The following is a 26285-nucleotide window of genomic DNA, read 5'->3' on the forward strand; positions in this document are numbered from 1 at the left end:
CCCTCAGTCTCCCAAGCCGGCCAACAGGCGCGACACCGCGTCCTGCGCGCCCGCGACGACCGCGGCGATGCCGACGCCGCCGTAGGCCGCGCCGCACACCTCGAGCCCGCGCACCTCCGCGACCGAGCGGCGAGCGGTGTCCGCCGTGTCGAGGTGCCCCACGACGTACTGGGGCAGGGCGCCACCCCAGCGCTGCACGTGCGTGTCGGCCGGGGTGGGCAGGGGGCCCACGGCCTCGGCGAGGTCGGCCAATACGCGTGCCACCAGCTCTCCGTCCGGCACCTGCAACGCGGTGGACTCCCCCGCGCGACCGACCGAGGCGCGCAGGACGGTGCGGCCCGAGTCGCCGACCCAGGACCACTTGTTCGAGCTGAACGTCGCGGCCTTCACGAAGCGCCCGTCGACCGGCGGCACGAGGAACCCGGAACCGGGCAGCTCGACGTGGTCGTCGATGACGACCGTCACCAGCGCGACGCTGGCGTAGTCGATGCCGGCAAGAGCGAACGCCGCGTCGGGCGCGACCTCCGCGAGCAGTCGCGCGGACGCCGGAGCGGGCGCGGCGACGACGACCGCGTCGGCCGTGATCTCCTCGACCGCGCCGACGGCGCCTGCCAGGAGGCGCCAGCCGTCCCCGTCACGCTCGAGGAGTCGCACGGTGCAGCCCGTGCGGATCTCGGCCCCGGAAGCGGCGAGGAGGGCAGCAGGCAGCGTGCCCACGCCACCGACCAGACCGGCGAACACCGGCGACGGCGGCCCGGGGTCTGCAGCCGCACGGGCCGCCACCGCGGAGCCGACCGGGTCGTCGCCCAGGGCCAGCAGCTGCGGAGCCGCGGCGCGCAGCGAGATGTCGTCGGCGTGCCCCGCGTACACGCCGCCCAGCAGCGGCTCGACGAGACGGTCGACGACCTCGCGACCGGCGCGCGCCGTGACGTACTCGCCCACCGAGAGGTCGGCGTCGGGCACGGGCGTGGGACGGACGTCGACCCCGTCGACGATGCCGCTGGCCGCCAGCGCCTCGAGATCGGCCGGCACGCCGAGCACCGTCGGCGGGAGTGCCCGCACCGCTCCGCGGGTCCACACGCCGGCGGCGGTGGTCGCCGGGTGCTGGACCCGGTCGTGCAACCCGATCGCGTCGATCAGGCCGACCGCCTCAGGACGCCGCGCGAGCACCGACTCGGCACCCAGGTCGACCTGGACCCCGCCGACGTCGCCGACCAGCAGCTTGCCGCCGATGCGGTCGGACCCCTCGAGCACCAGCACCTCGTGACCCTGACGGGCCAGCTCGTGGGCCGCGGTCAGCCCCGCGATGCCGGCACCGACGACGGCGACCCTCATCAGTCGAGCTCGTACGCGTGCACGACGTCGACGAGCCGCGTGAGGGCGTCCGGGTCGATCTCCGGCATCACGCCGTGACCGAGGTTGAACACGTGGCCGTGGGCGGCCCGGCCCTGGTCGAGCACCCGGCGTGCCTCGCGCTCGACGACCTCGGGTGGTGCGAACAGCGTGGTGGGGTCGAGGTTGCCCTGCAACGCCTTGCCGGGACCGACGCGGCGCACCGCCTCGTCGAGGGGCACCCGCCAGTCCACGCCCACGACGTCGGCTCCCGCCTCGCCCATCGCGCCGAGCAGCTCGCCCGTGCCGACGCCGAAGTGGATGCGGGGAACGCCCAGGTCGGCCACCGCGTCGAGCACGGCGGCCGAGTGCGGCTGCGCGAACGTGCGGTAGTCGGCCAGGCTCAGCGCTCCCGCCCACGAGTCGAAGAGCTGGATCGCCGACGCACCCGCCTGCACCTGCATCCGCAGGAACTCGCCGGCGATGGAGGCGATGCGGCCGAGGAGGTCGTGCCACAGCTGCGGATCGGTGTGCATGAGCGCCTTGGTGTTCCGGTAGTCGCGCGACGGGCGACCCTCCACCAGGTAGGACGCCAGCGTGAACGGGGCCCCCGCGAAGCCGATCAGCGGCGTGCCACCGAGCTCGCCCGTGAGGGCCGTGACGGCCGCGATGACGGGAGCGACGTCGTCGGGCTCGAGTTCACGCAGCTGGTCGAGCTGGCTGCGGGTGCGGATCGGCTCGGCCACCACCGGACCGACGCCCGGGACGATGTCGAGGTCGACCCCGATCGCCTTCAGCGGCACGACGATGTCGGAGAAGAAGATCGCGGCGTCGACGCCGTGGCGACGGACGGGCTGCATCGTGATCTCGACGACGAGGTCGGTCGTGAAGCAGGAGTCGAGCATCGCGACGCCCTCGCGGATCGCGCGGTACTCCGGCAGCGAACGGCCCGCCTGGCGCATGAACCAGACCGGGACGTGGGCAGGAGCCTCGCCGCGGCAGGCGCGCAGGAACGGGCTCTCGGACAGCGTCGTCGTCACCGGTCCAGTCTCGCAGGCACCGCCCCATGGGCGATCAGGCACCGCCCCATGGGCATGCAGGCACCGCCCCATGGGCATGCAGGCACCGGCAGTTGCGCCGGGGCGTCCGGAGTGTCGACCGGTGGGTGGACCCGAACGCCCCTACCATCAACGGGTGGGTGCCCACACCGAGCTCGGGGCCGTGCCGAGCCAGTTCGCCGCCGCCGTCGACCAGCTGAGGTCGGCCGCCGTGCGGCCCGAGGTCGTGATCGACGTCATGCCGGCGCCGACCCGCATCGCGCCCCACGCCTACGCGCTCAGCGGCGAGATCGTCGCCGGCGACGAGGACCTCGCCAGCGGACGGTTCATCCTGCTGCACGACCCCGCCGGCCACGACGCCTGGAACGGCACGTTCCGCTGCGTGACCTTCGCCCGTGCCGACATCGAGGGCTACATGGCCGAGGACCCGGTCCTGCCGGCAGTCGGCTGGAGCTGGCTCGAGGACGCGCTCGAGACCCGTGGGGCCGAGGCCACCGCGTTCGGCGGCAGCGTCACGGTGGTGCACACCGAGGCCTTCGGCTCGATGGTCGACGACGCCCCGCAGTCACAGGTCGAGGTCCGCGCGTCGTGGACGCCGCTCACCGGCGTCGCCGACCACCTGGGCGCCTGGGGCGACCTGCTGGCCGCCGTCGCCGGGCTGCCGCCGCTGTCGCCCGACGTCGCCTACCTGCCGGGGCGCGGTCGCCACGGCCCGGCCGGAGGCGGCGCGTGACGTCCTTCGAGCCCGAATTCATCGTTCCGCAGGCCCCGCAGCGGCCCGCGCCGTCGGCACCGACGCAGCGCCAGGACGACCCTCCTCCGGAGCCCGAGGTCGTCGCCACGGAACCCGACGTCACCACGGAACCCGACGGCCCGGAGTCGCCCGTCGTCGTGGAGGAGGCCGCGGCCCCCGTCGCGGACGCCCCGAGCCTGCCGCCGCTGCTGCTGCGTGAGGAGCTGCCGCCCGTCGTCGACACCGACGAGGCGTACGCGCGCACGTGTGCCGCGATCGCCTCCGGCCGGGGGCCCGTCGCCATCGACGCGGAGCGCGCCTCGGGCTACCGCTACTCGCAGCGCGCCTACCTCGTGCAGCTGCGCCGCGTCGGGTCGGGCACGCACCTCGTCGACCCCGTGCCGTTCGACGACCTGCGCGCCCTCGACGACGCGATCGGCGACGAGGAGTGGATCCTGCACGCGGCGACCCAGGACCTCCCCTGCCTGACCGAGGCCGGCATGCGTCCCCGCGCCCTGTTCGACACCGAGCTCGCGGGTCGCCTGCTGAACCTGCCCCGCGTGGGCCTGGCCACCCTGGTCGAGCTGTACCTCGGTCACAGCCTCGCCAAGGAACACTCGGCCGCCGACTGGTCGACGCGGCCCCTGCCCGAGCCCTGGCTCGTCTACGCGGCGCTCGACGTCGAGGTGCTGGTCGAGCTGCGTGACCTGCTGGAGGCCGATCTCGAGAAGGCCGGCAAGCTCGACTGGGCGCACCAGGAGTTCGAGGCGCTGCTCTCGTTCACGGGTCCGCCGCCGAAGACCGACCGCTGGCGCCGCACGTCCGGCATGCACCGCATCCGCGGACGCCGCAACCTCGCTCTCGTGCGCGAGCTGTGGGAGACGCGCGACGAGATCGCGGAGCGGCGCGACACCACGCCGGGCCGGGTCCTGACCGACGCCGCGATCGTCGAGATGGCCACGGTGGCCCCCACCGACGCCGACCAGCTCAAGGGTCTGCGCACGATGCGGGGCCGCGGCGCCCGCCGTCACCTCAACGAGTGGCAGCGCGCCATCGACACCGCTCTCGCCCTGCCGGAGGAAGACCTGCCGCGCTCCAGCGTGCGCGGTGACGGACCGCCTCCGCCGCGGGCCTGGGCCGAGAAGCATCCCGACGCGGCCGATCGCCTCGGCCGTTGCCGTGAGGTGGTGGTGGCGCTCGCGGAGCAGCACGACCTGCCGGCCGAGAATCTCATCTCCCCCGGGGCGGTCCGCGAGCTCGCCTGGGAGCCTCCCGCCGACCTGTCGGCCGAGAGCGTCGGTGCGGTGCTGGCCAGCAAGGGTGCCCGCCCGTGGCAGGTCGAGCTCGTCAGCGCACCGCTCAGCACAGCGCTCCGCGCCTGAACAGCACAGCGCTCCGCGCCTGAACAGCACAGCGCTGCGCGCCTGACGAGCACAGCGCTGCGCGCCTGACGGGTCGGAGCGTGACCGTCTGACACGTAGGGTCGGGCGACATGGGTGACTTCCACCGCCCCGCGCTCCCGGGGCCGAAGGCGTTCCGCGACGTCGTGGGCACCCCCGACCCCGCCGAGGCGACCGCCGCCGGTCACCGCATCGCGCACCTGCTCGTGCGGGGCACCGACGACGCCGCCGACGAGGCGCTCGTCGAGCGGGTCGTGACCCTGGTGGACGCGGAAGGGCTCGGCACCCTGGCCGACCTCTGGGCCGCCTGCCCGGCCGACACCGTGGCCGGGTGCCTGTGGCGGCTCTACCTGCTGCACACGTGGGTGCACCGACAGCCCGACCAGGCGGCGCGTGAGTACGCCGCGGGCATCGCTCACGCGCCGGTGCAGAACGCCCTGGCCGGGGTGGTGGAGCCGCCGACGCCGGACGACGTCGTGCGGCTCGTCGACGCCGTGCTGCGGGGCGTGGTGCGCTCGGACTTCGACGTCACGCTCGACCGCGCCGCCGCGTTCGCGCACGTCGCCGCGGTGGGTCGGGCCCAGCTGGAGTCCGGCGACCCGCAGAGCGCCGCACGGCTGTTCGACCTGGCTCGCCAGCTGCACCACGCCGCCGCGCTCGAGCGGTCAGGCGACCTCTGGTCGTGACGGCACAGGCCCCTGGTCGTGAGGAATCCCACCTCGGGAGCAGGACCGTGCCAAGTGGTTGGGCCTGCGGTTAGGCTGGTGGGGCGCCGGGCTGCGGTAGCCCCGGGTCCCAACATCAGCCGCTACGAGCGGCCACGCGCCGTGAGGCGCTCCCAGCCCGGCGCGCCAGCCTTTCGAGAGGTGTAGCGTCGCCTCGTGCACATCGTGATCATGGGCTGCGGCCGGGTCGGCTCGTCGCTGGCGCGCAGCCTCGAGGAGCGCGGTCACACGACCGCCGTGATCGACTCCAACGCCGAGGCGTTCCGCCGGCTCGGACCCACCTACGGCGGCCTGACGGTCACCGGCATGGGCTTCGACCGCGAGGTGCTGCGCCAGGCGGGCATCGAGCGCGCCGACGCGTTCGCGGCGGTCTCCAGCGGCGACAACTCCAACATCATCTCGGCGCGCGTCGCCCGCGAGCTGTTCGGCGTCGACAACGTCGTCGCCCGCATCTACGACGCGGGCCGGGCCGAGGTGTACGAGCGTCTGGGCATCCCCACCGTGGCCACCGTGCCGTGGGCGGCCGACCAGGTGCTGCGACGCCTCCTGCCCGCCGGCTCCGAGCCACAGTGGCGCGACCCGTCCGGCGAGCTCAGGCTCGACAGCGTCTACGCGCCGTTCCAGTGGATCGGACGCTCGATCGCCGACCTCGAGGCGGCGGCCGGCGTGCGCGTCGCCTACGTGACGCGTCTGGGCAGCGGCACCCTCCCGCAGGCCGACATGGCCATCCAGGAGGGCGACTACCTCAGCATGTTCATGCGCGACGACCGCGCGGAGACGGCTCACGCCGTGCTCGAGTCCGGACCGGAGGACCACTGATGCGCGTCGCCATCGCCGGCGCGGGGGCCGTGGGCCGCTCCGTCGCCACCGAGCTCATCGAGAACGGCCACCAGGTCCTGCTGATCGACAAGTCCCCCGGCTCCATCCGGTCCGACGCGGTGCCGGGCGCCCAGTGGCTGCTGGCCGACGCCTGCGAGATGTCGTCCCTGGAGGAGGCGCGCCTCGACACGTGCGACGTCATGATCTCCGCGACGGGCGACGACAAGGCCAACCTGGTCATCTCGCTGCTCGCCAAGACCGAGTTCGCGGTGCCTCGCACCGTCGGCCGCGTCAACCACCCCTCGAACGAGTGGCTGTTCGGCGAGTCCTGGGGCGTCGACGTCGCAGTCTCGACGCCGCGGCTCATGGCGGCCCTGGTGGAGGAGGCGGTCGCGGTCGGCGACCTCGTGCGCCTGTTCACCTTCCGGCAGAGCGACACGAACCTCGTCGAGCTCACGATGCCCGACCACTCGCCGTTGGTGGGCACGCGGATCGCGGACGTGCCGTGGCCTGCCGACACGCTGCTGGTCGCGATCCTCCGCGACACGTCGATCCTGACCCCGGACCGCGACCGCGCGCTGGAGGCCGGCGACGAGCTGCTGTTCGTGACCGCGCCGGCGTCGGAGCCCGCGCTGGCCACCCTCCTGGCCCCGAAGGGCTAGGCGAAGGGGTCGGGGCGGCCCACGGGGCCGAGCAGCTCGCGGGCCTGGGCGAGGTGGCGGTGCTCGACGAGCACCTCGTAGCGGGTCGCGACGACCGTCTTGACGCTGCTGAAGTCGCGGCGGCCGCGGGTCGCGGCGTAGCCGAGCAGGGCCCAGACGGCCCCGAATCCGGCACCGACGGCAGCGCCGGTCGCGACGATCGAGAGCCAGTGCGTCTCCGAGGCGAACAGGCCGATCAGCAGGCCGATGAACACGCCGAACCAGAGGCCCGACAACGCACCGGCGAGGGCGACGCGGCCCGTCGTGAGGCGTCCGGTCACGCGCTCGACCTGCTTGAGGTCGGTGCCGACGATCAACAGGTTCTGGACGGGGAACTCGGCGTCCGAGAGGGCGTCGACGGCCTTCTGCGCGGCGGCGTAGTCGTCGAACGTCGCGAGGCTCTGCGGGAACTCGAGGGAGAAGACGGGGGTCACGCTCTCCAGCGTAGTCCCGGGCACCCGAACGGGACCGTCAGCGCGGCTCGTCGTCGTGCGGCTCGACGCCCGTGGCCTCGGCCGTGCTCGGTCCGGCCGGGGTGGAGTCGCGGCTCAGGACCCACGCCATCGCGAGCAGCGCCAGCACCTGCAGGGGCCAGCCCATCACGATCTTGGCGGTGCCCAGCAGCCCGACCTCGTCGGCCGAGTACAGCGGGTACTGCACCAGCACGCGCAGCACGCAGGGCACCGCGAGGAGCCACGTCAGGCGCGAGCAGAGGCGGACCAGGCCGCGGTCGCGGCGCCAGGACGTGACGTCGCCCGCGAGGCTGCCGATCAGGAAGCCGACGACGGGCCAGCCGACCAGGATCGAGACGACGAGCACGATCGAGTAGGCGCCGTTGTAGAGGATGCCGGGCAGGAAGACGTCGCGCGCCTCCCCCGACCGCGACGCGAACAACGCGCCGATGGCGATCACGAACAGCGAGTTGACGACGAACTGCGGCGTGCTCCGCTGCGCGAGCCGCACCACCAGGAGCACCACGGCCACCCCGACCGCGACGTAGATCGACTGGCGCAGATCCTCGGTGGTGAGCCAGGAGACGAGGAACGCGAGGCTCGGGACGGCGCTCTCGACGACTCCGCGGATGCCGCCGAACGCCTCGGCGAGCTGGCGGCGGACGAGCTGTTCGACGGTCTCGACGGAGGCGTCAGGCATCGAGCTCGTACACGGGGTTGAACAGCACCTTGCGTCCGGCCTTGGTGCCGATGCGTCCGCGGGCGGTCAGCGAGCGGCCCGCGGCCACACCCGTGATGCGACGGCGTCCGAGCCACACCAGGGTGACGCTGTCGGAGCCGTCGTACAGCTCGGCCTCGAGCGTCGTGACGTCGTCGGCGCACCGCTGGGTGACGCTGCGCAGCACGCCGTGGATCACGACCTTCTCGCGTGGCGCCGCGTCGACGATGTGGCAGCAACCCGATCGCGCCGCGTCGTCGCGGAGCTCCGCGGCGTCACGGTTGTCGGTGCTGAAGCGCTCCAGCGCGCGGCTGACGAGTCCCGGCATGTCTCGATCCTACGTCGCATCCGGGTCGGCGCTGACGGCCTGCTCGTCCGACGACGTCTCCGCGTCGCCACGGGCCCCGGGCGGGAGCCTCAGCGGCAGGACCTCACCCGCACGCCGAGGCTCCGGACCGCGCACCACGACGACGTCGAGGAAGGCGTCCATCAGGTCGCCGTGGTCCTGGGGGTCCTTGGCGACGGGGCCGAGGAAGGTGCCCCGCAGGGTCCACCGCGGACCGTCGTGGCCGAGGACCCGACTGGGCTGGACCATCGGCTGACCGTCGGGGCTCGTGACCTTCAGGACGCAGCGAACCTCGCGCCCGAACGGCCCGTCGACCTCGGTCGCCGTGCCGTCACGCTCCTCGACCTCGCGCACGACGTCGGCGCGGAGGTCGTCCCACTTGCCGCCGTCGCGCGGCGCGGCGAAGACCCGCAGGCGCAGCGCACCCTCGGGACCGCGCAGCAGCACGACCGGCACGGTGTTGTCCTTGTCGTTCGCGGGTCGCTGCACGACGTAGCCCGGGGGCACCCGGAAGCGCAGGGCGCCGAAGTCGACGCGACCGTCGAGGTCGGGGCGCTCCGAGACGTCCCAGGGCCCGTGCGGTCGCCCCTGCTCCGGCGCCTCGGCGGCGTCCGAGGTCTCCGGGGTCGAGGTGTCCTGGGTCGAGGTGTCCTGGGCGCCACGGCGGCGCGGGGAGAAGATGCCCATCAGGCGTCCTTCCGGTCGAGGCTGAGGTGTCCACCGGTCGATCCGTACCCGCCGGCACCGCGCTCGGTCTCGTCGAGCGCGTCGACCTCCTCGAAGGAGGCCGTCTCGACGCGCTGCACGACGAGCTGCGCGATGCGGTCGCCGCGGGCGATCGTGAACGGCTCGCGCGGGTCGTGGTTGACCAGCACGACGCTGATCTCGCCGCGGTAGCCCGCGTCGATCGTGCCGGGGGTGTTGACGATCGAGATCCCGTGACGCCAGGCCAGGCCCGATCGCGGGTGGACAAAGGCGGCATAGCCGTCGGGCAGGGCGATCGCGATGCCCGTGGGCACCAGGGCGCGCTCGCCCGGGGAGATCCGGACGTCGACCGTGCTGACGAGGTCGGCTCCCGCGTCGCCCGGTCGGGCATAGGTGGGCACGGGCACGTCGGGGTCCAGACGGGTCAGGGGGATCGAGACCATGCCGCCGACCCTAGCCCGGACGGGTACGGCTCCGACTGTCAGACTGGTGGGGTGACCCATCGCGAACGCCTGACCGCTCCGACCGCCTGGTGGATCGGTGCCACCGGCTTCGGTCTCACGTGCGGCTGGCTCGTCTTCGTCGCCACGACGCCGGTCTTCGCGACCGTCGCGACCGTCATCGCCGCGGCGATCGGCTACGGCTTCGTCGCCGCGTACGGCGCGCTCCAGGTCCGGGTCGACGACGAGCTGCACGCGGGTCGCGCCCACATCGGTGCCGAGTTCCTCGGCGAGATCGAGGTGCTCGACCGGGCGACGTACCGCGAGGTCATGGGTCCGCGCGCGGACGTGCGGGCCTGGCTCGCGACGCGGCCATGGATCGACACCGGCGTCAAGGTCCGGATCGACGACGCCCAGGACCCGCACCCCTACTGGCTGCTCGGCAGCCGCCGCCCCGAGCGCCTGGCTGCCGCGATCGAGGACCTGCGGCAGACTGGGCGGCGCACCGCGGCCGGCGGAGCACCGCAGAAGGGAGCCTGAGGGTGTCGAAGCGACGTCAGCGCGCGAAGGGCGGGTCCGTCACGGCCTCGTCGTCCACGCCGAAGCAGAGCCGCAGCTCCAAGACCGCCTGGAAGCTCATGGACCGGTCGACGTCGCTCGCCGCGACCGCCGCCGCTCCCCTGCTGGCCGGAGGCGCCTGGCGCCTGGTCACGGGCCGCAAGCCCCCGACGGCGAGCGACAACCCCGAGGTCGAGCTGCGGGAGGCCATCGGCTGGGCCATCGTCGGCGGCGCGCTCGTGCAGGTCGTCAAGGTCGGTGTGCGTCGTCAGACCGCGCAGTACTGGGTGCGCTCCACCGGGCAGCTGCCGCCCGGGATGAAGGGCGTCAAGGGCGAGGTCATGGCCCGGGAGGTCGCCGAGGCCAAGGCCGAGCACACCGCCGCCACGCGGAAGAAGAAGCGCACGAAGCGCTGAGATCTCCCCACAACGAGATGTGCGCCCAGCTGGGCGGTCCTGCCAGGGCAGAACCGCCCGACTGGGCGCACATCGGGGTGGAGTGGTGCGTCAGTAGGCGCAGTCGCGGCAGATGAGCTGGGTGCCCTTCTCCTCCGCGAGCTGGCTGCGGTGGTGCACCAGGAAGCAGGAGCTGCAGGTGAACTCGTCGAGCTGCTTGGGAACGACCTGGACGGCCAGCTCCTCGTGCGACAGATCGGCGCCGGGCAGCTCGAAGGACTCGGCGGCCTCGACCTCGTCCTCGTCGACCTTTCCGGAGTTCTTCTCATGGCGACGCGCCTTGAGCTCCTCGATCGAGTCCTCGGACTGCTCCTCCTCGGTCTTGCGGGGAGCGTCGTAATCGGTGGCCATGTGTGTGTTCCTCCAGCGTCAGGCGTACCCGGTGGTGTGGGCGGTCATGATGACGTCGTGATCGCGCGTCCTGGGTGCGGGTCGAGCGTCCGGCCGGGTGATTGTTGCACACCGACCCCAGAGCGACGTCAGAACCCACAAGCGCGCACGAGCGCGAAATATTCCGGCGCGATCTCCGGGTGCGCACCCATGACCAGACGGCGATCCGGCGGACCGTCCAGACCGGACAGCACGCACCCCGCCTCGGTGGCGATCAGCCCGCCTGCGGCGAGGTCCCAAGGATGCAGGCCCTGCTCGACGTAGGCGTCGACCGTGCCCTCCGCCAGCGCGCACAGGTCGAGGGCGGCAGCGCCGATGCGCCGGATGTCGCGCACCTGCGGAAGCAGGCGGGTGACGCTGGCACCCTGCGCAGCGCGGACCTTCGGGTCGTAGCCGAATCCCGTGGCCACCAGCAGGTGCGTCAGGGGCGGCGGCGACGGTGCCGTGATGCGGCGGGGACCGTCGTCGAGCCGGAACGCCCCGCCTCCGCGGATCGCGCCCCAGGCGCGCCCGTCGGCGACGTTGACGACGAAGCCGGCCAGCACGTCGTCGCCGCGGCGCGCGGCGATCGAGACGGCGTAGGCCGGAATCCCGTACATGAAGTTGACGGTGCCGTCGATCGGGTCGACGACCCACTCGATGCCGCTCGTGCCGACGAGGGTGTCGCCCTCCTCCCCCAGGAACCCGTCGTCGGGGCGTGCCTGGGCGATGCGGCCGCGGATGAGCTCCTCGCTGGCCCGGTCGATCTCGGTGACCGGATCGGTCGCGCTGGACTTGGTGTCCGCGACGGGCACCCGTCCGGCCGGTCTCCGGCGTCGCACCAGGTCGGCCGCCTCGATGCCGACGGCGGCCGCGAGCGTCAGCAGGTCACCGGGCTGCGGGTCGGCGGCGTCGCCTCCGCTCACGCGAGAGCCGTCCGCGTGGAGCGGGCGTTCAGGCAGCAGTCGACCGCGCAGTGGTCGGCCCACGGCGGCATCTCGCCGACCGTGGCCCGGTCGGGATCCTCGTCGCGCAGGGCCGCGGCCCGCTCCAGCACGAGGTCGCGCACCATCTCGATGAAGGAGGCCGCGGTGTCCGGGGTGCCCACGCGCACGTAGGTCAGACCCAGCTCGGCGGCCGTGGCGGCCGCCTCCGTGTCGAGGTCGTAGACGACCTCCATGTGGTCGGAGATGAAGCCGATCGGCACGACGGCGACCGACGTGACGCCCTCGGCCGCGAGCTCCTCCAGGTGGTCGTTGACGTCCGGCTCGAGCCACGGCACCTGGGGCGGGCCCGACCGCGAGCAGTAGACGAGGTCGTGCTCGGCGTGGCCCACGGCCTCGCTCACGAGCCGGGCCACCTCGCGGTGCTGCCGCTCGTACGCATGGGCACCGGGACCGCCGGAGGCCTCGTTCATCGAGATCGGGATCGAGTGCGTCACGAACACGAGCCGGGTCTGCTCGGGTGCGGCGTCCAGCGCGGTGCGCACCGCGTCCGTGACCGGGCCGACGAAGCCGGGGTGGTTGAAGTAGTGCCGGAGGCGGTGGAGGCGGACGTCGAGCCCCTCGGAGGCCTCGAAGAGGTCCTCACGGTACTGCCGGCAGCCCGAGTAGGAGGAGTAGGCGCTGGTGACGAAGCACGCGATCTCCCGGTGCCCGTCGGCCACCATCTGCTCGAGCGTCTCGCGCAGGTAGGGGTCCCAGTTGCGGTTGCCCCAGTAGACCGGCAGGTCGACGTCGTGCGTGCGAAGGTCGGCCTCGATGCCGGCCATCAGCGCGCGGTTGGCGTCGTTGATGGGTGAGCGACCACCGAAGCCGAAGTAGTGCTCCCCCACCTCGACGAGGCGCTCCTTCGGGATGCCCTTGCCCCGCGTGACGTTCTCGAGGAACGGGACCACCTCGTCGGCGTGCTCGGGGCCCCCGAAGGAGACCAGCAGGATCGCGTCCAGGGGTGCGGTGTCGTGCATGCCCCCATCGTGTCACCCCGCCTCACGCGACCTGTCCGAGCGCCGCCCTAGAGTGGCCCCCGACCGACAGGAGGACGACCGATGGCATCGCCGTACCGCGTCGTGCTCTCGCGCCCTGGCGCGTTCGCGTTCAGCTCCACCGGGCTCGTCTCGCGACTGCCCCTGTCGATGCTCGGCCTGTCGATCGTCATCGTGGTGGCGGGGCGCACCGACTCCTACGCATTCGCCGGCACCGTGTCGGCGGCGTACGTGCTGGCGGCGGCGGCCACGGCGCCCCTGCAAGGCCGGCTCATCGACACGTGGGGCCAGTCCCGGGTGCTGACCCTCTGGGCGCTCGCCTTCGGCACCGGCGTCGCCCTGCTGGTCGTCGCCATCGCGACCGACTCGGCCACCCCGCTCCCCCACCTCGCGGCCGTGCTCGCGGGCGCGGCGACCCCGCAGACCGGCAACATGGTCAGGGCCCGCTGGTCGCACCAGCTCGACGACCCCGACGAGCTCAACACCGCCTTCGCCCTGGAGGCCGTGCTCGACGAGGTCGTCTTCATCGTCGGCCCCGTCGTCGCGACGTGGCTGACGCTCCAGGCGCACGAGTTCGCGGGCATCGCCCTCGCCGGGCTCGCGGGCACCCTCGGCAGCCTGGCGCTCGGTGCCCAGCGGCTCACGGCGCCGCCCGTGGTCCCGCACGAGTCCGGACCGCGCCCGCCCCTCGACCCGCGTGTCCTCGTCCCGGTCGTCGTCGCGAGCATCGGCATCGGCATCATCTTCGGCGCCGCCGAGGTGGTGGTCGTGGCGCTCACGGAGGAGCAGGGACGCCCCGGCCTCGCGGGCGTCATGCTCGCGGTCTGGGCGGCCGGCAGCCTCGGGGCGGGTCTGGCCGTCGGCCTGCTGCCGACCCCCGACGACGTCGTCCGACGCCTGCGCATCGCGCTCGTCGGCCTCACGCTCTCCTTCGTGCCGCTCGCCCTGCTGTCGAACCTCGGCTGGGTCGCGGTCGGGCTCCTGGTCGGCGGCGCTGCCATCTCGCCCACCCTCGTCGCCGCGGTGCACCTCGTGCGTCAGAACGTGCCCGAGGCCCGCCTGACCGAGGCCCTCTCGTGGACCACCCTCGGTCTCTCGGTGGGCGTCGCGCCCGGAGCCGCCGTGTCCGGATGGGTCGTCGACCACGCGTGGAACGCCTCGGCGGGCTTCCTCGTGCCACTCGTCGCGGGGGTCGTCGCGACGGGTGTCGCACTTCTGTTCCGACTCCCGGAGTCAGCCGAGGTCTCGCGGCACTAGGCTGGACACGCCATGACCGACGCCCAGCACCTGCCCGCGCGCGCCGTAGCCCTGGCGCGCTCCTGGGTCGACTCCTCGCCCCGACGCCGCGTCGACCCCGCGGCCCGCCGCCTGAGCGAGCTGCTCGCCGATCCCGACGGCCTGCAGTTCACGATCGACTTCGTCGACCGGGTCATCCGCCCCGAGGACCACGACGTCGCCGCAGCCAACCTGCGCGGTCTCGCGCGCCGCACCCCGGCGTTCCTGCCCTGGTACCAGCGGTCTGCCCTGCGCTGGGGTGCCCGCTTCTCGCGCATCGCCCCGGGATTCGTCGTCCGCACGGCCACGAAGGTGCTGCGCCGGCTCGTCGGCCACCTCGTCGTCGACGCGCGGCCCGAGCCGCTGGGCCGCACCATCGCGCAGCTCACCAAGGGCGGTCACCGGCTCAACCTGAACCTGCTCGGCGAGGCGGTCCTGGGCGAGGGCGAGGCCGCCCGCCGCCGCGACGCCGTCGTCGAGCTGCTCGGACGGCCGGACGTCGACTACGTGTCGGTCAAGGTCTCCTCGGTCGCCAGCCGGCTCTCGCTGTGGGGCTTCGACGCCACCGTCGAGCGCGTCGTGACCCAGCTGCGGCCGATCTACGCCGCCGCGATCGGCGACGACCCGGCCACCGCCAAGTTCGTCAACCTCGACATGGAGGAGTACCGCGACCTCGACCTGACGATCGCGGTCTTCACGCGCGCCCTCGACGAGCAGCCCGACCTCACCGCCGGCATCGTGCTGCAGGCGTACCTCCCCGACGTCCACGAGGCCTACGAGCGGCTCCACCGCTGGGCCTACGAGCGCCGGCTCCGAGGCGGGGCCCCGGTCAAGATCCGCGTCGTGAAGGGCGCCAACCTCGCGATGGAGCGGGTCGACGCCGAGGTGCACGACTGGCCGCTCGCGACCTGGGGCTCCAAGGCCGAGACGGACGCCTCCTACAAGCGCCTGCTCGACACCGCACTGCGCCCCGACCGGGTCGACGCGATCCGTGTGGGCGTCGCGGGCCAGAACCTGTTCGACATCGCCTGGGCGTGGCTCCTCGCCGAGGACCGAGGCGTCACGGACGCCGTCGACGTCGAGATGCTGCTCGGCATGGACGCCGGCCCGGTGCGTGCCGTGCGGGGCACCGTGGGCCGGGTCCTGCTCTACACGCCCGTCGTGCACCCTGACGAGTTCGACGTCGCGATCGCCTACCTGGTGCGCCGGCTCGAGGAGAACGCCAGCAGCGAGAACTTCATGTCCTCGGTGTTCCGGCTCACCGACACCGCCACCTTCACCCGCGAGGCCGACCGCTTCCTGGCGTCGGTCGACCTGATGGGGCGCGACGCCCCCTCCCGCCACCGCGTCCAGGACCGCCGCTCCGAGACGTTCGCGACCGACGTCACCGAGTTCGAGAACACCGCCGACACCGATCCCTCGATCGCGGGCAACCGCGCCTGGGCGCTCGACCAGCTCGAGCGCAGCGCCTACACGAGCCTGGGCGCCAACAGCATCGAGGACGCCCGCATCCACGGACCCGCCGGGCTCGAGACCCTGGTCCGCCAGACGCGGGCGGCCGGCAGCCGCTGGCAGGCCCGCGACGCGCAGGTCCGCAGCTGGCTGCTCCACCAGGCCGGACACGCGCTGGCCCACCGGCGAGGCGACCTCGTCTCGGTCATGGCCGCCGAGGCCGGCAAGACCGTGGCCCAGGCCGACGTCGAGGTCAGCGAGGCGATCGACTTCGCGCACTACTACGCCGAGTCGCTGCTGCGGCTCGAGGCGGTCGACGGCGCCACGTTCGTCCCGTCGTCGCTGACCGTCGTCACGCCCCCGTGGAACTTCCCCGTCGCGATCCCCGCCGGGTCGATGCTCGCGGCCCTGGCGGCCGGCAGCGCCGTGATCGTCAAGCCGGCCCCGCAGTCGCAGCGGTGCGCCGCCGTCGTCGTGGAGGCGCTCTGGCAGGCGGGCATCCCGCGCGAGGCCCTGCGCCTCGTGACCGTGCCGGAGGGTCCCCTGAGCAAGGCGCTCGTCGCGCACTCCGACGTCGACCGAGTCATCCTGACGGGTGGCTGGGAGACGGCCCGGCTGTTCCGCTCCTGGCGACCCGACCTGCACCTGCACGCCGAGACCAGTGGCAAGAACGCGCTGGTCGTGACGCCCAGCGCCGACCTCGACCTCGCGGTGGCCGACCTCGTGCAGAGCGCGTTCGGCCACGCGGGGCAGAAGTGCTCGGCGGCGAGCCTCGCGATCCTGGTCGGCTCGGTCGGTGACTCCGAGCGCTTCGGCCGCCAGCTCGTCGACGCCGTGCGCTCGATGCGCGTGGCCCACCCGACCGACCCGTCGGCCGAGATGGGTCCGCTCATCGAGCCGCCGGGCGAGAAGCTGACCTCGGGGCTCACCGAGCTCGGTGAGGGCGAGTCGTGGCTCGTCGAGCCGCGGCAGCTCGACGACTCCGGCCGCCTCTGGTCGCCCGGCGTGCGTGCCGGGGTGCGGCCCGGCAGCGAGTTCCACCGCACCGAGTACTTCGGTCCCATCCTGGGGCTCATGCACGCGCCCGACCTGGCCACCGCGATCGCGTGGCAGAACGCGACCGACTACGGCCTGACGGCCGGGCTGCACTCGCTCGACCCCCAGGAGATCTCGACCTGGGTCGACCAGGTGCAGGCCGGCAACCTGTACGTCAACCGCGGCACGACCGGCGCGATCGTCCAGCGCCAGCCGTTCGGTGGCTGGAAGCGGTCCACCGTCGGCCCCACGACGAAGGCCGGCGGACCCAACTACCTCGTGCGCCTCGGCGAGTGGACGCCACGACCGCTCCGGCGGGTCGCCGACGTCGACACCAGCGAGTCCGTCAGCGAGCTGCTCGCGAACGTGCTGCACGACTTCTCGCAGGAGGACGTGGCCTGGCTCGACGCCGCGGCACGCTCCGACGAGCTGGCCTGGCGGCGGGAGTTCGGGCTGACGAAGGACGTCTCCCGGCTCCACGCCGAGCGCAACCTGCTGCGGTACCTGCCCGTCCCGGTCACGGTTCGTGTCGAGGGGTCCCGCCGCGAGGTGCTGCGCCTCGTGCTGGCCGCGGTCCGCACCGGCGCCCCGATCGTCGTCAGCACGAACGTCCGTCTGGTCGTGCCGGGCTTCGAGGTGCACGTCGAGGACGACGACACCTGGCTCGAGCGGCTCGCCACGACCCGCCCGGAGCGGGTGCGTCTGGTCCGCGCCTCCCACCAGGCCGCTGCCCGCGCCGTCGACGGCGACCCCGACGTCGCGTTCGTGACCGGTGACGTCACCCAGTCCGGTCGCATCGAGCTGCTGACGTTCCTGCACGAGCAGTCCATCTCGATCACCCACCACCGCTTCGGCAATCCCGTCCCCGCGCTGGCCGGTCTCCTGCCGCGCGGCCCCCGGTGACCCCGGCCGGGGTGCTGGCGGCGCGTCCTCCCCGATTCCCCGGAACCTCGGGTGACAATGGCAGGGCAGCAAGGAGGCGACATGCGTGAACTCGGTCCGGACCGGCTGAGCGACGACGGCAACAGCCTCGTCGCCCGGGATCCCGGCACCGGCGAGGAGTTCAGCCTGCCGATCGACGACCGCCTGAAGCGGATCGTCGCGCTCGCCGACCACCGCCGCCGACCGGGGTATCGTCCCCGGGAGTCCACGAAGTCCGGAGAGACGATCATGCAGAGTGCGCTGAGCCCGCGTGACATCCAGACCCGCATCCGCCGCGGCGAGACCGTCGCCGAGGTCGCCGACGCCGCTGGTGTGCCGACCGAGCAGATCGACGGATTCGCCACGCCCGTGCTCGCCGAGCGGGCCTACATGGCCGAGCAGGCCCGCGCCACCCCGCTGCGCCGCAAGCACGTGGGCGGCGCCCCCGTCGCGCTCGGGGCGATCGTCGACGAGTGCCTGGCAGCCGCCGGCTCGCCGCCGGACGATGCCGCGTGGGACGCGTGGCGCCGGGAGGACGGCCGCTGGGCCGTGATCGTGACGCCCACCGGTGAGTCGGCCGCGCACTTCATCTTCGACGTCAAGAGCCGCTTCGTGCTTCCGGCCGACGACCTGGCGCACGGACTCGTGGGCGACGTCGCCCACCCGGACGAGTCCTCCGACATGGCCCTCGCGGACGCCGTGCGCGGGCAGGGCACCAGCGCCGCGGAGGGCGAGGTCGTGACGGCGGCCCAGGTGGTCGCCGAGGACTACGCCACCAGCGCGCCCGTGGCCTCGCTCAAGGAGGCGCGCGACCGCCGCGCCCTGGAGCAGATGGCGCAGGTCGAGCCCCCCTCCGACGACCAGCACCCCGACCAGCTCGACTTCGGCGACCTCGACCACGGCAGCGCCGAGCCCACGCCGGAGCCCGAGGAGACGCCCGTCCGCGACGAGACGCCTCCGCCGCCCGTCGACGACGAGCCCGCCGCACCCGCCGACGACAAGCGCAAGCACGAGCGTCGCCGGGTGCCCAGCTGGGACGAGATCATGTTCGGCGGCCGCGACGGCTGACGCCGTCCGCCCCCACCCACCCGAGGCAGAGGGGTCAGTCGAAGGGCAGGACGTCGGGCGACATCGCGGCGGCCTGCGCGGCCGCCGCCGTCATGCGGCGGCGGTGGTGGCGCCGGCACAGCACCTCGTAGCCGACCTGCGGCGCGGGCCGGTCGGCGTCCTCGACGTCGCCGACGACGATGACGTCGCCCTCGGTCACCATCACGCCGTTCTCGGTGCGCGCGTTGTGCGTGGCGCGGGACCCGCACCAGCACAGGGTCTCGACCTGCAGCGTCATCACCCGGTCCGCGAGCTCGACGAGGCGCGCGGAGCCCTCGAACAGCCGCGTGCGGAAGTCGGTGAGGATGCCGAAGCAGAACACGTCGATGTCGAGCTCGTCCGCGATCTTGGCGAGGGTGTCGATCTGGGAGGTCGTGTAGAACTGCGCCTCGTCGGCGACGATGTAGTCGATGCGCTGGGCGTGCGTCAGCTCGTGCACCACGTAGCCCCAGAAGTCGAAGTCGGCATCGACCTCGATCGCGCTGACCGACAGGCCCAGGCGGCTCGAGATCACCCCGGCACCGGCCCGGTCACGTGAGGTGAACACCCGGCCGTGCCGTGAACGCGCGCGATGGTTGTGGTCGACCTGCAGCGCCAGCGTGCTCTTGCCGGAGTCCATCGTCCCGGAGTAGAAGGTCAGGTCGGCCATGGGTCCATCCTGTCAGCACCACAGCAGGGGGATGCGGGTCTCCACCTCGCTCGTGGAGCCGTGGAAGCCGGCCATCTCCATCTCGCGGGCGAACTCGCGCGAGCTGAACACCGCGAAGTCGCCCTGGGCCGCCACGACGACGTCGCCGAAGCGCTCCTCGACCGCGGGCGCGAGCGGCCCGAACCAGTCCTCGCACTCCTCGCGCAGCCGCACGTCGGCCCGCTCGCCCAGCAGCTCGCGCCACCGCTGGGCGACCTCCGTGGCCGTGCCGGGGCGGGTGTGCAGGTGCCGGAACCGCGCCTCCCCCGCGATCATCTCGACGTCGTCGAGCAGCCGCGGGTTCGCGTCGACGTCGAACCGGCCCTCGCGCGGGAGGTCGATCATGCCGTGGTCGGCCGTGACCACCAGGCGCACGTCGTCGGGCAGGTCGGCGCGCAGACGGCGCAGGTCGTCGTCGATGCGGCGCAGCTCGGTGCGCCACTCCTCGCTCGTGCAGCCGTGCTTGTGGCCCGTGTGGTCGAGGTGCGACTCATAGGCGTAGACCGCGGGGCGGCCGGCGGCCTCGGTCAGGTCGAGCAGCACGTCGTGACGCTCCCAGCTCGAGGTCACACCGTGGTACGGCACGTCGCGCTGGCTGCACTGGGTGAGCCCCGAACCCTCGAAACGCGCCTCGTTCACCGCCGCGGCGTCGATGCCGTCGCGCGCCATCGTGGCCAGCACCATCGCGTGCGGCTGCCACTCGCGCGGATCGAGCGGGCGGTCCCAGGCGATCGAGTTGAGCCGCTCCCCCGTCTCAGGGACCCGCACGGTGTAGCCGGCGACCCCGTGCTGCCCCGGGGCCACCCCGGTGCCGAGCGAGGTCAGGCTCGTGACGGTCGTGGAGGGGATGTTGCTGCGCACCTCGGGCACCGACTCGAGCCCGCTGAGGAACGGCGCGTGCTGCGCGTTCTCGCGCAGGTTCAGCTCGCCGAGCCCGTCGACGAGGAACACGACGTACCCCCGGGCCTCGGGCAGGCCGATGACGTCCACCAGACCTGGCGCGCCCAGTGCGGCGCCGACCGACGGCCACACGTCATGGATGCGCGGCGTTGCTGCGAGGGTCACGATCAGCCGCGGCCCAGCGCCGAGGGACGGGAGGTGACCGCCGACAGGTGCCGGGCGAAGGCCAGGAGCTCCTCGACCGCGTGTCCGCCGTCGCCGGCCGTGGCGAGGCGGAGCGAGAAGTCGTCGCCGCTGACCGACCCGGTGTAGCCGTGGTCGGCCTCGCAGTTCGGGTCGTCGCAGCGGGCCGGCTCGAGGTCGACACGGGCGACCGCGCCCCAGCCGATCGTCAGCACGGCCTCCTCGAGCGTTCCGGCGGTCGACACGATGCGCGACACCACGACCGAGGCGACGCGGTCGAGACCGACGGCCTCCGACGTCGTCGAGGTGTACGGGCGCGGCACGAGGTCGTCCGGGGCGTGCTCGTCGGTGTGCAGCAGGACGATGCGGGTGTCGGTCAGCACCAGCACCGTCATGTGGCGGCGGATCTCGTCACGGTCGAAGGTCGGCTCGTGGTGGGCCACGAACGCGCCGACCTCCTCGCCCGCCAGGGCGTCACGAAGACCGTCGGCGACGATGTCGGGGTAGTACCCGCTGCGCGAGATCGCGGCGTACAGCTCGCCGGTGCGGTCGATGGCCATCACGCCAGCGTATCGCCCAGTGCACCGGCCGAGTTCAGACGACGGGTGTACCACTCGCCGCGCCGGTCCTGCGTCGGCACGACCTTGGCGCGGGCGCTCAGCACCGTGACGCCGTCGGGGCGCACGACCACGGGTTCCAGGTCGAGCTCGGAGACCTCCGGGAGGTCGTCCTTGAGCGCGGCGACGCGCAGCAGGAGGTCGTGGATGGCCGGGACGTCGACCGCCTCGGAGCCGCGGTAGCCGAACAGCAGCGGTGCCGCGCGCAGGTCGGTGACCATGTTCTCGACGTCGACGTCGGTCAGCGGCGGGATGCCGTACGTGCGGTCACCGAGGAGCTCGCTCGGGGCGCCGGACAGGCCGAACGCGACGAGCGGGCCGAAGAGGCCGTCCTCGGAGGCGCCCAGCGCGAGAGGGACGCCGTCGGTCACGGTGCGCTGCACGTAGAACCGGGTGTCGGCGCGGACCCCGGACCAGCGCGACATCTCCTCCCACGCCCGGCGCATGTCGTCGGCGGAGTTGATCGAGCGCCAGATGTGGGCGAGGTCGGGGCGGGCGCGCAGGTGCTCGCTGCCGGCCTTGAGCACGACGTCCCAGCCCAGCTTCTCGCCCGCGGCCACGGCCTCGTCGGCGTCGTGGACGTTGATCCAGGTCCACATGTCGATGCCGTAGCAGTCGAGCAGCTCGTGCACCTGCTCGGTCGAGAGCACGGCACCGCGGGGGGCGAGCTCGAGGACCTGGTCGATGAGCGCACGGGCGTCCCCGGCACGGATGTCATCGAACTGGGCGAAGTCGCCGTGCTCGCGCGAGGCCCACTCGGCGTAGTTGACGACGCGGGCCAGCGCCCGCACGGCGGACTCCGGCGCGGAGTACGACGGCACCGAGCCGCGGCCGGCCGAGCCACCTGCGACGTCGGGCACGCGCAGCAGCTCGGGCACGCCCTCGCTGCCGAGGAAGGTCGAGACGATCGGCTTGTCGGACTGCTCACCGATCGCGGCCAGCACGTCGGCGACCTCCTCGCCGGTCGTGTTGAGCGGCGGGATGTAGACCACGACCAGCGCGTCGACCAGCGGGTTGGCCAGGGCGTTCTCGATGGCCGCCTCGAAGTCCTCCGCGTCGGCGGAGGCGCCGAGCGAGACGGGCTTGAGCACCTCGAGCCCCGCGGCGCTGCCGGCATCGGCGACGAGCAGCGCCATCGCGTCGGAGTTGCCGACGATCGCGACACGGTTGCCGCGCGGCAACGGCTGGTGGGCCAGCACCTGCGCGACGTCGAACATCTCGTCGAGCGTGTCGACCTGGATCACGCCGGCCTGCCGGAACATCGCGTCGACGGCGGCCTGCGGGGCCGAGCTGCGCCGGACCGTGTGTCCCACGGGCACGCCCTGCGTGGAGCGCCCGGACTTGACCGCCACGATCGGCTTGGTGGCCGCCACGCGACGGGCGATGCGGGAGAACTTGCGCGGGTTGCCGATGGACTCCAGGTACAGCAGGACGACCTCGGTGGCGTCGTCCTCCTGCCAGAACTGCAGCAGGTCGTTGCCCGAGACGTCGGCGCGGTTGCCCGCCGAGACGAACGTCGACAGGCCGAGGCCGCGGCGCGAGACCGTCTCGAGGATCGCGGTGCCGAGGGCGCCGGACTGGCAGAAGAAGCCGACGCGACCCTGGGGCGGCATCGCCGGCGAGAGGGACGCGTTGAGCTGGCGGTGCGGCGCGGTGTTGATGACCCCGAGGCAGTTGGGTCCCACGAGCCGCAGTCCGTACGATCGGCACAGGCCGAGGAGTCCCCGCTGCCGCTTGCGGCCCTCGGCACCCTCCTCGGCGAAGCCCGCTGAGATCACCACGAGCCCGTGGACGCCCTTGGCGGCACAGTCCAGGACGACGTCGGTGACCGACTCGGCCGGCACCGCGACGATCGCGACGTCGACCTCGCCGGGGATGTCCTGCACCGTCGCGTAGGCCGGGAGACCCGAGACGGCCTCCGCGCTGCTGTTGACCGCGTAGACGGCGCCGGAGTAGTCGCCGAGCACGAGGTTGCGCACCATCGCCTGGCCGATCGAGTCCTGGCGCCGGCTCGCGCCGACGACGGCGATGCTGCGGGCGTCGAAGATGCGGGCGATCGAGGCGGCCTCCGCGCGCTGCTCGCGGGCGCGCATCACGCCGACCGAGGTGTCGGTGGCGTCGAGCGGGAACGTCAGCTGCTGCACGCCGTCGGCGAGCTCGGCGGTGATCGTGTAGCCCATCTCGCGGAACACCTGCAGCATCCGCGTGTTGCTGGGCAGCACCTCGGCGTGGAAGCGCTCGAGCCCCCGCTCGCGACCGGCCTGGGCCAGGTGCTCCAGCAGCAGCTGGCCGATGCCACGGCCCTGGTGGGCGTCCTCGACGAGGAAGGCGACCTCCGCCTCGGCCGGGCTGGTGGCGTCGTAGCGACCGACGGCGATGATGCGGCCGTGCAGCGTCACGACGAACGCGACACGCTGGTCGTGGTCGACGACCGTGAAGCGGTGGACGTCGCGGGCCGAGAGGGTCGGGTACGGCGCGAAGAACCGGAAGTACTTCGACTCCTCCGAGACGCGGCCGTAGAAGGCGACGAACTCGTCGGAGTCGGCCGCCACGACGGGCCGCAGCTGGGCGACGCGACCGTCGCGCAGCAGGACATCGGCCTCCCACTCCGGGACCGGGTGGAGGTCCACCGTCTCTGGCGCTTCGGTCACGTCGTCAATCTACCGCCTGAAGGCTGCCGGCAGGCGTCCCGGCGTGGCACCCGCGGGTCGGTCGGGCCGTGCCGACACAATGGTGGGCGGTCCCGAGCCCCGGGACCCCACGGGAAGGACGGCATGGCGCGCAGGTCGAGCACGGGACGCACCGAGGTCGAGGACGACTTCGAGGAGCACATCGTCGACACCGACATCCGGGAGGAGATGCGCTCGAGCTTCCTCGAGTACTCCTACTCGGTGATCTACTCCCGCGCCCTGCCGGACGCCCGTGACGGTCTCAAGCCGGTGCAGCGCCGCATCCTCTACACGATGGACGAGATGGGCCTGCGCAGCGACCGCGGGCACGTCAAGTCGGCCCGCCCTGTCGGTGAGGTCATGGGCCGCCTCCACCCGCACGGCGACAGCGCGATCTACGACGCCCTCGTGCGCCTGGTGCAGCACTGGTCACTGCGCGTGCCCCTGGTCAACGGCCACGGCAACTTCGGCTCGCCCGACGACCCGCCGGCCGCGATGCGCTACACCGAGTGCCGCATGGACGCCGCCGCCGAGGCGATGACGGCCTCGATCGACGAGGACACCGTCGACTTCCGCCCCAACTACGACGGCCGCGAGACCGAGCCGGTCGTCCTGCCGGCCGCGCTGCCCAACCTCCTGGTCAACGGCGCCTCGGGCATCGCGGTCGGCATGGCCACCAACATCGCCCCGCACAACCTCGTCGAGGTCGTGCAGGCCTGCCGCCACCTGATCAAGCACCCGAGCGCGACGCTCGAGGACCTCATGCGCTTCGTGCCGGGGCCGGACCTGCCCACGGGCGGCAAGATCATCGGCCTGGACGGCGTGCGCGACGCGTACGCCACGGGCAACGGCTCGTTCCGCATGCGTGCCACGGCCCGCATCGACCAGGTGGGCCGGCGCAAGGCCGTCGTCATCACCGAGCTGCCCTACAACGTCGGCCCCGAGAAGGTCATCGAGGCCGTCAAGAAGCTCGTCCAGAGCAAGAAGCTGCAGGGCATCGCCGACCTCAAGAACCTCTCGGACCGCCACGCCGGTCTCGAGATCGTCATCGAGGTCAAGAACGGCTTCGTGCCCGAGGCGATCCTCGAGCAGCTCTACAAGCAGACCCCGCTCGAGACGTCGTTCGGCATCAACGCGGTCGCCCTGGTCGACGGCCAGCCGCGCACGCTCGGCCTCAAGGAGATGCTCGAGGTCTACCTCGAGCACCGCTTCGACGTCGTGCGCCGCCGCACGACCTTCCGCCGCGGCAAGGCCGCTGACCGTCTTCACCTGCTGGAGGGCCTGCTGCTGGCGCTCGTCGACATCGACGAGGTCATCCAGCTCATCCGCAGCAGCGAGAACCGCGGCGAGGCGCGCGAGCGGCTCATGCAGGTCTTCGACCTGTCGACGGAGCAGGCGGAGTACATCCTCAACCTGACCCTGGGCCGCCTCACGCGCTACGACCGCATCGCGGTCGAGAACGAGATCGCCGAGCTGCGGCGCACGATCGAGGAGCTCGACGCGATCCTCGCCGACGACTCCCTCCTGCGCACCGTGGTCGGCGACGAGCTCAGCGCGATGGCGAAGCAGTTCGGCACGCCGCGGCGCACGATCCTGCTGGAGTCGGCCGGCCAGACCGTCACGGCGGCCACGCCCGTCGAGGTCGCCGACGATCCCTGCTGGGCCCTGCTCTCGGCCACCGGTCTGCTCGCCCGCACCGCCGACGACACGCCTCCCGGTCCCGTCGAGTCACGATCGGCCCACGACGTCGTGGTCTCGGCCGTGCGCACCACGGCCCGTGGTCAGATCGGTCTCGTCACGGCCGACGGCGTCGTCCGGAGGCTGTCGGTGCTCGACCTGCCGTCGCTGCCGCCCACGGCCGCCGCGCCGTCGGTGCAGGGCGGCGTCCCGCTGAGCGAGCTCCTGGCGACCGACGCGACCCCCGTGACGCTCATGACCCTCGGCGACGACCAGCCGGGTCTCGCGCTCGGCACCCGTCAAGGCACGGTCAAGCGCGTGCGCCCCGACCACCTCAAGGGCCGCGACGAGTGGGAGGTCGTGAGTCTGGCCGACGGCGACGAGGTCGTCGGCGCGGTCGACCTGGTGACCGGCACGGAGCAGCTCGCCTTCATCACCTCCGACGCCCAGCTGCTGCACTTCGGCGCCGACCTCGTGCGTCCGCAGGGCCGCAGCGGCGGTGGCGTCGCCGGCGTGAAGCTGGCGGCCGGTGAGCACGTCGTCGCCTTCGGAGCCGTCCGCGACCTCGAGGCGGCCCACGTCGTGACGATCGCCGGCAGCGCCTCGGCCCTCCCCGGCACGGAGACCGGTTCGGCCAAGGTCACGCCGCTGTCGGTCTACCCGAGCAAGGGCCGGGCGACGGGTGGCGTCCGGTGCCAGCGACTGCTCAAGGGCGAGGACGCCCTGGTCGTCGCCTGGGTCGGCGACGGCGCGCCGATGGCCTGCGCCGCGAGCGGATCCCCCGTGCCCCTCCCCGAGATCGACACCCGTCGCGACGGTTCCGGACTGCCGCTCGACCAACCGGTGCTGGCCGTCGCCGGACCGGCCGGCGGGCTCGTCGGCGCGCCCGACTGAGGGCGCCCCCGCCGCTCGCCGTCCGACCCGGCGACGGTCGACCGGGAACCTGGCCCCTCCCGTGCCAGACTG

25 protein-coding genes are annotated in these 26285 nt (G+C 73.0%); 11 read left to right on the top strand and 14 right to left on the bottom strand.

The window, feature by feature from the left end; translation table 11 throughout:
* Positions 1 to 3: 3 nt before the first annotated feature.
* On the bottom strand, positions 4 to 1335 hold the full coding sequence (gene hemG, locus LO931_RS00365) for a protoporphyrinogen oxidase (protein ID WP_229051213.1): 1332 nt from the start codon (positions 1333 to 1335) through the stop codon (positions 4 to 6).
* On the bottom strand, positions 1335 to 2372 hold the full coding sequence (gene hemE / locus LO931_RS00370) for a uroporphyrinogen decarboxylase (protein WP_229051214.1): 1038 nt from the start codon (positions 2370 to 2372) through the stop codon (positions 1335 to 1337). The genes hemG and hemE overlap by 1 nt, the downstream gene beginning before the upstream one ends.
* 154 nt (positions 2373 to 2526) lie before the next feature.
* On the opposite strand from hemE, the gene LO931_RS00375 reads away from it, so the two are divergent.
* The 5 genes from LO931_RS00375 to LO931_RS00395 all read left to right on the top strand — a co-directional run bounded on the left by LO931_RS00375 (position 2527) and on the right by LO931_RS00395 (position 6729).
* Positions 2527 to 3123, top strand: a complete 597-nt coding sequence (locus tag LO931_RS00375; protein WP_229051215.1) for a DUF3000 domain-containing protein — start codon at positions 2527 to 2529, stop codon at positions 3121 to 3123.
* A complete protein-coding gene (locus LO931_RS00380) occupies positions 3120 to 4505 on the top strand; it encodes an HRDC domain-containing protein (RefSeq protein WP_370636051.1) in 1386 nt (461 codons plus the stop codon). The genes LO931_RS00375 and LO931_RS00380 overlap by 4 nt, the downstream gene beginning before the upstream one ends.
* Positions 4506 to 4615: 110 nt before the next feature.
* Positions 4616 to 5209, top strand: coding sequence for a hypothetical protein (locus tag LO931_RS00385; RefSeq protein WP_229051216.1), 594 nt, complete (start codon positions 4616 to 4618; stop codon positions 5207 to 5209).
* Positions 5210 to 5404: 195 nt separating this feature from the next.
* Entirely contained in the window at positions 5405 to 6067 is a 663-nt protein-coding gene (locus LO931_RS00390) for a TrkA family potassium uptake protein (RefSeq protein WP_229051217.1), read from the top strand.
* Positions 6067 to 6729, top strand: a complete 663-nt coding sequence (locus LO931_RS00395; RefSeq protein ID WP_229051218.1) for a TrkA family potassium uptake protein — start codon at positions 6067 to 6069, stop codon at positions 6727 to 6729. The genes LO931_RS00390 and LO931_RS00395 overlap by 1 nt, the downstream gene beginning before the upstream one ends.
* Here LO931_RS00395 and LO931_RS00400 read toward each other — a convergent pair.
* The 5 genes from LO931_RS00400 to dut are packed head-to-tail and all read right to left on the bottom strand — an operon-like array spanning position 6726 to position 9432.
* Complete coding sequence (locus LO931_RS00400) at positions 6726 to 7211, bottom strand: general stress protein (RefSeq protein ID WP_370636082.1); 486 nt, start codon at positions 7209 to 7211, stop codon at positions 6726 to 6728. The genes LO931_RS00395 and LO931_RS00400 overlap by 4 nt on opposite strands.
* A gap of 28 nt (positions 7212 to 7239) precedes the next feature.
* On the bottom strand, positions 7240 to 7920 hold the full coding sequence (locus LO931_RS00405; RefSeq protein WP_229051220.1) for a DUF3159 domain-containing protein: 681 nt from the start codon (positions 7918 to 7920) through the stop codon (positions 7240 to 7242).
* Complete coding sequence (locus tag LO931_RS00410) at positions 7913 to 8266, bottom strand: OB-fold nucleic acid binding domain-containing protein (RefSeq protein WP_229051221.1); 354 nt, start codon at positions 8264 to 8266, stop codon at positions 7913 to 7915. Before LO931_RS00410 ends, LO931_RS00405 begins: the two co-directional genes overlap by 8 nt.
* A 9-nt stretch (positions 8267 to 8275) precedes the next feature.
* Positions 8276 to 8971 (bottom strand): DUF3710 domain-containing protein, encoded by a 696-nt coding sequence (locus LO931_RS00415; protein ID WP_229051222.1) that lies wholly within the window; start codon positions 8969 to 8971, stop codon positions 8276 to 8278.
* Entirely contained in the window at positions 8971 to 9432 is a 462-nt protein-coding gene (gene dut, locus LO931_RS00420; RefSeq protein WP_229051223.1) for a dUTP diphosphatase, read from the bottom strand. The genes LO931_RS00415 and dut overlap by 1 nt, the downstream gene beginning before the upstream one ends.
* A 51-nt stretch (positions 9433 to 9483) precedes the next feature.
* On the opposite strand from dut, the gene LO931_RS00425 reads away from it, so the two are divergent.
* Both LO931_RS00425 and LO931_RS00430 read left to right on the top strand, forming a co-directional pair.
* Positions 9484 to 9969: a DUF3093 domain-containing protein gene (locus tag LO931_RS00425; RefSeq protein ID WP_229051224.1), complete on the top strand. Its 486-nt coding sequence runs from the start codon at positions 9484 to 9486 to the stop codon at positions 9967 to 9969.
* A 2-nt stretch (positions 9970 to 9971) separates the two neighbouring features.
* A complete protein-coding gene (locus LO931_RS00430; protein ID WP_229051225.1) occupies positions 9972 to 10403 on the top strand; it encodes a DUF4235 domain-containing protein in 432 nt (143 codons plus the stop codon).
* Between the two features lie 90 nt (positions 10404 to 10493).
* Here the strand turns inward: LO931_RS00430 and LO931_RS00435 are convergent, their stop codons facing one another.
* The 3 genes from LO931_RS00435 to LO931_RS00445 form a co-directional block, all read right to left on the bottom strand.
* Complete coding sequence (locus LO931_RS00435; RefSeq protein ID WP_229051226.1) at positions 10494 to 10793, bottom strand: DUF4193 domain-containing protein; 300 nt, start codon at positions 10791 to 10793, stop codon at positions 10494 to 10496.
* A 128-nt stretch (positions 10794 to 10921) separates the two neighbouring features.
* Positions 10922 to 11737, bottom strand: a complete 816-nt coding sequence (locus LO931_RS00440; RefSeq protein WP_229051227.1) for an inositol monophosphatase family protein — start codon at positions 11735 to 11737, stop codon at positions 10922 to 10924.
* Positions 11734 to 12777 (bottom strand): ferrochelatase, encoded by a 1044-nt coding sequence (locus tag LO931_RS00445; RefSeq protein WP_229051228.1) that lies wholly within the window; start codon positions 12775 to 12777, stop codon positions 11734 to 11736. Before LO931_RS00445 ends, LO931_RS00440 begins: the two co-directional genes overlap by 4 nt.
* Positions 12778 to 12858: 81 nt before the next feature.
* On the opposite strand from LO931_RS00445, the gene LO931_RS00450 reads away from it, so the two are divergent.
* The 3 genes from LO931_RS00450 to sepH all read left to right on the top strand — a co-directional run bounded on the left by LO931_RS00450 (position 12859) and on the right by sepH (position 18546).
* Positions 12859 to 14052 carry an MFS transporter gene (locus LO931_RS00450; protein WP_229051229.1) on the top strand — a complete coding sequence of 398 codons (1194 nt, stop codon included), beginning with the start codon at positions 12859 to 12861 and terminating at the stop codon, positions 14050 to 14052.
* Positions 14053 to 14064: 12 nt separating this feature from the next.
* On the top strand, positions 14065 to 17460 hold the full coding sequence (locus tag LO931_RS00455; protein ID WP_229051230.1) for a bifunctional proline dehydrogenase/L-glutamate gamma-semialdehyde dehydrogenase: 3396 nt from the start codon (positions 14065 to 14067) through the stop codon (positions 17458 to 17460).
* 81 nt (positions 17461 to 17541) lie between these two features.
* A complete protein-coding gene (gene sepH, locus LO931_RS00460) occupies positions 17542 to 18546 on the top strand; it encodes a septation protein SepH (protein ID WP_229051231.1) in 1005 nt (334 codons plus the stop codon).
* Positions 18547 to 18580: 34 nt separating this feature from the next.
* Here the strand turns inward: sepH and LO931_RS00465 are convergent, their stop codons facing one another.
* Genes LO931_RS00465 through LO931_RS00480 form a run of 4 tightly spaced genes read right to left on the bottom strand, consistent with a single transcriptional unit; the run spans position 18581 to position 23624 of the window.
* Positions 18581 to 19234 carry a thymidine kinase gene (locus LO931_RS00465; protein WP_229051232.1) on the bottom strand — a complete coding sequence of 218 codons (654 nt, stop codon included), beginning with the start codon at positions 19232 to 19234 and terminating at the stop codon, positions 18581 to 18583.
* A gap of 12 nt (positions 19235 to 19246) precedes the next feature.
* Positions 19247 to 20338, bottom strand: a complete 1092-nt coding sequence (locus LO931_RS00470) for an alkaline phosphatase family protein (protein ID WP_229051233.1) — start codon at positions 20336 to 20338, stop codon at positions 19247 to 19249.
* A gap of 2 nt (positions 20339 to 20340) precedes the next feature.
* Positions 20341 to 20916 (bottom strand): DUF5998 family protein, encoded by a 576-nt coding sequence (locus tag LO931_RS00475; protein WP_229051234.1) that lies wholly within the window; start codon positions 20914 to 20916, stop codon positions 20341 to 20343.
* Positions 20916 to 23624 carry a bifunctional GNAT family N-acetyltransferase/acetate--CoA ligase family protein gene (locus LO931_RS00480; RefSeq protein WP_229051235.1) on the bottom strand — a complete coding sequence of 903 codons (2709 nt, stop codon included), beginning with the start codon at positions 23622 to 23624 and terminating at the stop codon, positions 20916 to 20918. The genes LO931_RS00475 and LO931_RS00480 overlap by 1 nt, the downstream gene beginning before the upstream one ends.
* Before the next feature lie 123 nt (positions 23625 to 23747).
* On the opposite strand from LO931_RS00480, the gene LO931_RS00485 reads away from it, so the two are divergent.
* Positions 23748 to 26213 (top strand): DNA topoisomerase (ATP-hydrolyzing) subunit A, encoded by a 2466-nt coding sequence (locus LO931_RS00485; RefSeq protein ID WP_229051236.1) that lies wholly within the window; start codon positions 23748 to 23750, stop codon positions 26211 to 26213.
* Positions 26214 to 26285: the final 72 nt, after the last annotated feature.

Origin of the sequence: Aeromicrobium sp. Leaf350 (assembly GCF_916858655.1) — a bacterium.
Lineage (GTDB): Bacteria > Actinomycetota > Actinomycetes > Propionibacteriales > Nocardioidaceae > Aeromicrobium.

Excerpts from the sequence above, each read along its gene's own strand:
- LO931_RS00450 (WP_229051229.1), top strand. The coding sequence starts at position 12,859 with ATGGCATCGCCGTACCGCGTCGTGCTCTCGCGCCCTGGCGCGTTCGCG.
- LO931_RS00455 (WP_229051230.1), top strand. The coding sequence starts at position 14,065 with ATGACCGACGCCCAGCACCTGCCCGCGCGCGCCGTAGCCCTGGCGCGC.
- LO931_RS00445 (WP_229051228.1), bottom strand. The coding sequence starts at position 12,777 with ATGCACGACACCGCACCCCTGGACGCGATCCTGCTGGTCTCCTTCGGG.
- LO931_RS00410 (WP_229051221.1), bottom strand. The coding sequence starts at position 8,266 with ATGCCGGGACTCGTCAGCCGCGCGCTGGAGCGCTTCAGCACCGACAAC.
- LO931_RS00385 (WP_229051216.1), top strand. The coding sequence starts at position 4,616 with ATGGGTGACTTCCACCGCCCCGCGCTCCCGGGGCCGAAGGCGTTCCGC.
- sepH (WP_229051231.1), top strand. The coding sequence starts at position 17,542 with ATGCGTGAACTCGGTCCGGACCGGCTGAGCGACGACGGCAACAGCCTC.
- LO931_RS00475 (WP_229051234.1), bottom strand. The coding sequence starts at position 20,916 with ATGGCCATCGACCGCACCGGCGAGCTGTACGCCGCGATCTCGCGCAGC.
- LO931_RS00405 (WP_229051220.1), bottom strand. The coding sequence starts at position 7,920 with ATGCCTGACGCCTCCGTCGAGACCGTCGAACAGCTCGTCCGCCGCCAG.
- LO931_RS00485 (WP_229051236.1), top strand. The coding sequence starts at position 23,748 with ATGGCGCGCAGGTCGAGCACGGGACGCACCGAGGTCGAGGACGACTTC.
- LO931_RS00395 (WP_229051218.1), top strand. The coding sequence starts at position 6,067 with ATGCGCGTCGCCATCGCCGGCGCGGGGGCCGTGGGCCGCTCCGTCGCC.
- hemG (WP_229051213.1), bottom strand. The coding sequence starts at position 1,335 with ATGAGGGTCGCCGTCGTCGGTGCCGGCATCGCGGGGCTGACCGCGGCC.
- LO931_RS00415 (WP_229051222.1), bottom strand. The coding sequence starts at position 8,971 with ATGGGCATCTTCTCCCCGCGCCGCCGTGGCGCCCAGGACACCTCGACC.
- LO931_RS00435 (WP_229051226.1), bottom strand. The coding sequence starts at position 10,793 with ATGGCCACCGATTACGACGCTCCCCGCAAGACCGAGGAGGAGCAGTCC.
- LO931_RS00465 (WP_229051232.1), bottom strand. The coding sequence starts at position 19,234 with ATGGCCGACCTGACCTTCTACTCCGGGACGATGGACTCCGGCAAGAGC.
- dut (WP_229051223.1), bottom strand. The coding sequence starts at position 9,432 with ATGGTCTCGATCCCCCTGACCCGTCTGGACCCCGACGTGCCCGTGCCC.